The sequence below is a fragment of the Streptomyces thermovulgaris genome, assembly GCF_002155915.1.
Classification (GTDB): Bacteria; Actinomycetota; Actinomycetes; order Streptomycetales; family Streptomycetaceae; genus Streptomyces; species Streptomyces thermovulgaris.
Genome location: NZ_MUME01000090.1, coordinates 1 through 6,266, shown reverse-complemented (window position 1 = coordinate 6,266; position 6,266 = coordinate 1). Strand labels below are relative to the sequence as shown.

Annotated in this window: 3 protein-coding genes; all 3 read left to right on the top strand. The window is 74.8% G+C overall.

Annotation, left to right across the window (positions count from 1 at the left end):
- The first annotated feature begins 170 nt into the window (after nt 1-170).
- A complete protein-coding gene (locus tag CCN35_RS09890; RefSeq protein ID WP_086792311.1) occupies nt 171-2,156 on the top strand; it encodes a serine/threonine-protein kinase in 1,986 nt (661 codons plus the stop codon).
- A gap of 172 nt (nt 2,157-2,328) precedes the next feature.
- Entirely contained in the window at nt 2,329-4,923 is a 2,595-nt protein-coding gene (locus CCN35_RS09885; protein ID WP_086792309.1) for a protein kinase, read from the top strand.
- 218 nt (nt 4,924-5,141) lie between these two features.
- The coding region (locus CCN35_RS09880) for a serine/threonine-protein kinase (RefSeq protein ID WP_107501037.1) at nt 5,142-6,266 on the top strand (1,125 nt) is incomplete at its 3' end.

The following is a 6,266-nucleotide window of genomic DNA, read 5'->3' as shown; positions in this document are numbered from 1 at the left end:
GTGGACAGAACACCTAGTGCGTCCCCCCTGTCACACCCCGTCATTTCCTCGCGCGCGAGGGGTTGTTCGGGCGCGGATCCGGGGTGTCCTCAGGGGCCCCCTGGGCGTTGAGCACTTGTCGGGTGAGGGACAATGGAGCCTCTGTCAGGGCGGGTTGCATGAGGGGACGCATGTCGGAGGCGGAGCGGGCGGGGACATCCCGCCAGGACACTCGTCAGGACAAGAGCGAGCGTCTTCTCGCCGGCCGGTACCGGCTGGGGGACGTGCTCGGTCGCGGCGGCATGGGCACCGTGTGGCGTGCCGAGGACGAGACCCTGGGCCGCACGGTCGCCGTCAAGGAGCTGAGGTTCCCGTCGAACATCGACGAGGACGAGAAACGGCGTCTGATCACCCGTACGCTGCGCGAGGCCAAGGCGATCGCCCGGATCCGCGACACCGGCGCGGTGACCGTCTTCGACGTGGTCGACGAGGACGACCGGCCGTGGATCGTCATGGAGCTCATCGAGGGCAAGTCCCTCGCCGAGGTCATCCGCGAGGACGGGCTGCTGAAGCCGCGGCGGGCGGCCGAGGTCGGGCTCGCGGTCCTCGACGTGCTGCGCTCCGCGCACCGCCAGGGCATCCTGCACCGCGACGTGAAGCCGTCCAACGTGCTCATCGCCGACGACGGCCGGGTCGTGCTCACCGACTTCGGCATCGCCCAGGTCGAGGGCGACCCCTCCATCACCTCCACCGGCATGCTGGTCGGCGCCCCCTCCTACATCTCCCCGGAGCGGGCCCGCGGGCACAAGCCCGGCCCGGCGGCCGACCTGTGGTCGCTCGGCGGTCTGCTGTACGCGGCGGTGGAGGGCGTGCCGCCGTACGACAAGGGCTCGGCGATCGCCACCCTGACCGCGGTGATGACCGAGCCGCTGCGGGAACCCAAGAACGCCGGCCCGCTCAAGGACGTCATCCTCGGCCTGCTGACCAAGGACCCGGAGAAGCGGCTCGACGACGCCGGCGCCCGGGCCATGCTCAAGGCCGTCATCGAGGCGCCCGAGCAGGAGACCGCCGCATCGGAGCCCGCGGACGCCACCAAGGTCATCTCGCTGCCCGAGCAGTCCGGCGCGGGCCGGGGCACGAGCGGCTCGGCGGGTTCCGGTCGTGCCTCCGGTTCCGTGGGCGGACGTGGCGAGGAGACGTCCGGCCCGGCGGGCAGGACGGCCGTGGCGACCGCGGAGCCCCGCACGCGCAGTGCCCTCGCCCCCGAACCGGCCGGCGGCACGCGGACGGGGCGGGCCGGCTCGGGATGGCCCGTGATGACACCGCCGGATCTGGACCTGCCGTCGCGGCCGGAGCCGTCCAGGGCGTCGCTCACCGACGTGGTGCCGAAGCGGACGCTGGTGATCGTCGCGGTGGTCGTGGTGCTCGCCGTGGTCGGCGCCGCGCTGGTGTTCATGCTCAACGGGAACGACAAGAGCTCCGAGGGGGCCGGGAACGGAACCGGCCGCCCGGCCGCCACCGCCGGGACGTCCACCGGCGTCTCGACCAAGGAGGACGCCGGCGGCGGCACCGGCACGAGCGGGGACGGGGACGGCTCCGCGGCCCGCGGCGGCGGCACGAAGGACGACCCGGCCACGAGCACCGGCGGCGGGACGGCGGACGGCGAGGCCGCCGGCGCGGACTCCGACTCCGCCTCCGGATCCGGTTCCGGTTCCGGCGCCGGGAAGGACGGGGACGGCGGCGCCGCCGTGGCGTCGACGTACCGGGGCGCGCAGGGCTACTCCATCGGACTGCCCGCGGGCTGGAAGTACGTGAGCACCGATCCCGCGGGGGACCGCTTCACCGGCCCCGACGGGCAGAGGCTGCTGATCGCCTGGACGTCCACGCCGAAGGACGACCCGGTCGCCGACTGGACCAACCAGGAAAGGGCCATGAAGCGCCCCCAGTACCAGCGGATCCGCATAGAGGCGGTGGACTACCGGGGCTGGAAGACCGCCGACTGGGAGTTCACCTACGTCGACGGGATCAAGTACCGCGTCATCGACCGCGGGTTCAAGGTGAACGACCACCTCGGCCACGCGCTGATGTACACCGCGAAGGACGCGAACTGGGACAGCGACCTGCGCAAGCAGACCTGGAGGACGCTGACGCAGACCTTCCGGCCGAAGCAGTCGTGAGCCGGGCGGTCCCGCCGCCCGCTCACGATCCACCGGTTCGGCGCGCGAGATCCGCCATCCCCTCCTTGCGGGCCGGCTCCGGCACGTATCGTGAAGGGTTGCGGACCGTGAGCATTGCGAACGGGGCGCGTGGGAAAGGGAATTGACCGGACGTGCGGCCGGGGGAGGCACTGTGGACGACTATGCGGGCCGGGTTCTCGCCGACCGCTACCGCCTGCCGCTGCCTCCGTCCGACGAGTACGAACTCACCGAGACCCGGGCCTTCGACACCTACAGCGGACAGGAAGTCCTGATCCGGCAGGTTCCGCTGCCGGAGGTGGTCGAGGCCGAGGTGCTCGACGCGGACGGGCTGCCCGACGGTTTCACGGCACGCGACGGCCGGGGCCGCGCGGCACGCGGCGGGCGCACGGCGGGCGAGGACCGGTCCGCCCGCACGGCGACACGGCGTCCCGCCGACCCGGCGGTGCGCAGGGCGGTCGAGGCCGTGCAGGCCGTGGCGCGGATCCCCGACCATCCCCGGCTGGACCAGGTCTTCGACGTGTTCGTGGAGGACGGTTCGCTGTGGATCGTCAGCGAACTGGTGGCCGCCCGGCCGCTCGCGGCCCTGCTCGCCGAGCAGCCGCTGACGCCGTACCGGGCGGCCGAGGTCGCCTCCGACATCCTCATGGCGCTGCGGGTCCTGCACGCCCATGGGTGGGTGCACCGCAACATCACCGCCCGCACGGTCCTCGTCTGCGACGACGGCCGCGTCATACTGACCGGCCTCGCGGTCGGCGCGGCGGAGGAGGCCCTGTGCGGGTACGACCCGGTACCGGTGCGGGAGGCGGAGGACGAGGACGCGGCCCGGGAGGCGCTGTCCGCGGGGGAGCCGGACGCCCCCGTGGGCGCGAGGGGTTCCGACGACCCGGGCGGCCCCGGAGGGCCCGGCACCGGCGGCCTCGCCGGGGGCATCGGCGGGCCCGCGGCCGGCACGGACTTCGTCCCGGCGGACCCGGAGGCCGCACGGCGGGCCGCGATAGAGGCACGGGCGGCCAGGCCGCTGTCGCTGCCGGGTGCGCAGACGGGGCCCGGGGACCCGGGCGGACTCGCCCAACGGGCACCGGGGACCGGCGAGGACATCAGGGCGGCACGGGCGGCCGCCCTCGCCGCGTACCGCGAGGGCGCCGCGCGGGCGGCCGCCCGCGCGCAGGAGGCCCAGCAGGGCGCCCGTGCCGCGCTGCCCGGCGCCCGTCCGCCCGCCGAGGACGCACCCCGGGCCGGAGCCGTCTCCCGGGCGGGCACGGACCACGAGGACCGCTTCACCCCTCCGGGGCAGATAGCCGACCCCTACGGCGTCCGGAGCGGTACCGCGTCCCGCACCGGGACCGGCCTTTCCCTTCCGCCCGCCGGCGCCGGCCGGCCCACGGCGTTTCCCGGGAGCGAGCCCGCCCCGGCGGTGCCCTCCCAGAGCCGCTCCGAGCCCGGCACCGTCCCCGCCCGGTGGGACGCGCCCGCCGGCACGCCCGCGCCGCGCGGGCCCGCCACCGCGCTGGAGGCCGAACGGGCCCGGCAGGCGCGCATGGCCGTGGTGGGACCGGTGACCGAACGATGGGCGCCGGAACAGGCCGGGCCCGTCCACGAGAACTGGCAGCTGGCCGCCCCCATCGGCCCGGCGACCGACCTGTGGGCGCTGGGCGCGCTCCTCTTCAGGGCCGTCCAGGGGCACGCTCCGTACCCGGAGGAGTCGACCGCCGAACTGGTGCAGATGGTGTGCGCCGAGCCGCCCGCCTACGCCGAGGAGTGCGGGCCGCTGCGCCCGATCGTGGAGTCGCTGCTGCGTCAGGACCCCACCGAGCGGCCGGACTTCGAGGAACTGCGCGGCTGGCTGCGCTCCCTGGTGCGCTCCGCCCCCGAGCCGGAGGCCGGCACGCACGTCATCGTCGGTCCGCCCGCCGGCACGGGGCGGCTGCCGGTCGTACGCCGCCGCGGCGAGCTGGTGCGCAGACGGCGCGCGGGGCTGCCCGTCGCGCACGGACGGCACAAACGGGCCAGGCAGCGGTCGCGTTCGCCGCGGCGCCTGGGCTGCACCCTGCTTCTGCTGATCATGCTCATGCTGGCCGCCGCGATCGCGTACGCGATGCTGTTCATGCCGAAGGCCGGACAGGACGGTGCGACGGGCGGCGAGCGCACCGGAACCGTCGGCGAGGCGGGCCCGGCCCCGACGGAGCCGGACGACGTGCCCCGCTCCGGTCCTCCCCCGTCCTCGTCCGGCACCGGCAACAGCCCGTCGGAGAGCGCCGGTTCCACCGTTGCGCAGACCACGGCCCCGGTCCTCGCCGACGGTTTCGTCCTGCGCGAGGACCCCGCCGGTTTCCGGATCGCCGTCGCCGAGGGCTGGACGCGTGCGCCCAGGAACGACCAGGGCCGGATCGTCTACTCCCGCGGCTCCTTCGAGCTGATCGTCGTGCCCGGCCGGGACAGCGCCGCCGAGTTCGGCAGCGACCCGATGGTGTACCAGCGGGAGAAGGAGAGCGAGTTGCAGGGCTACCGCTCCTCCAGCTGGTCCACCTCCGCCGGACTGCGGACCGTCCGGGTGGGGGGACGCACCATGGCCGAGGGGCAGTTCACCTGGACGGGCGCGAACGGGCAGCAGCTCTTCGTACGCAATCTGGCCATCCTGCTCGACGGCAGGTACCACGTCGTGCAGGTCCGGGGGCCCGAGGCCCAGCGGGACCGGGTGACCGAGCTGTACGAGCAGGCCGCGGCGACGTACCAGTACACGGGGTGACCCCGAAGGACCGGCGCACGGGGTGATCCCGAAGGGAGGGCACCGGCCCCGGAGGGCGGCGGCCGTTCCCCCTCGGAGGTCCCGGGCCCCGCCGGTCCCACGGGTGTCACCGGTTCCACCGGCGTCACCGGTTTCACTCGAGGAAGCCGGAATCCGCCCCGCCTCTTGGCCGATCGGCGCCCCGGAATGCCGGGGGCCCTTGCGGCATGATGAGGCGCATGGGGACCGAGGGGGACCGTTTACGTGTCGTCGCGGGCCGCTACCGCCTTCAGGCGCGGATCGGACGCGGGGGCATGGGAGTGGTGTGGCGGGCGACCGACCAGCTGCTCGGACGCCAGGTCGCCGTCAAGGAACTCCCGTTCGACGAGACGCTGTCCGCCGCGGAGGCGGCGATGCAGCGGGAGCGGACGATGCGCGAGGCCCGCGCCGTCGCACAGCTGCGGCATCCGCACATCATCGTCGTGTACGACATCGTCGAGCAGGACGAACGCCCCTACATCGTCATGGAGTTGATCGACGGGGGCTCGCTCGCCGACCGGATCGCCGCATACGGTCCGGTGGACGCCGTCGAGGGCGCCCGGATCGGGGTCGCCCTGCTGAGCGCGCTGCGCACGGCCCATGCCGCCGGTGTCCTGCACCGGGACATCAAGCCCGCGAACGTCCTGGTGGAGTCCGCCACCGGCCGGGTCGTCCTCACCGACTTCGGCATCGCCCGGGTGGCCGGCACCACCACGCTCACCGAGGCCGGGTCCTTCGTCGGCTCGCCGGAGTACACCGCGCCGGAGCGGATGTCCGGGGTCAGGACCGGCCCGGAGTCCGACCTGTGGTCGCTCGGCGCCCTGCTGTGCACCGCGCTCAGCGGCCAGTCGCCGTTCCACCGCGACTCGCTGGGCGGCATCCTTCACGCGGTGGTCTCCGACGAGATCCGGCCGCCCTCGCAGGCCGCACCGATCCTGCCCGTCGTACGGGGGCTGCTGGAGCGCGACCCGGACCGGCGGCTGACGGCGGACGAGGCGGAGTGGATGCTGCGGACCTTTCTCGCCTCGGGCCGCACACCGGAGCCGCCGGCCCGCCGCACACCCCCGTGGCACGGCCTTCCCGTCCCGCTCCGCACGCCCCGCACGGCGCTTCCCGCGGCACCCCTGGAGCCCGTTCGTCACTCCACCCGGAGCGTGCTGGTCGCGGCGCTGCTGGTCGCCGCGACGGCCGGGGCGGGCGTGTCCGCGGCGGCGCTGCTGATGCGCGGCGGCGGCGACGGCGACGGCACGCCGGTGACCTCGCCGCCGCGGACACCGGTGAGCACACCGGCGGACGGCACGTCCCGGTCGCCCGCGCCGTCGCCG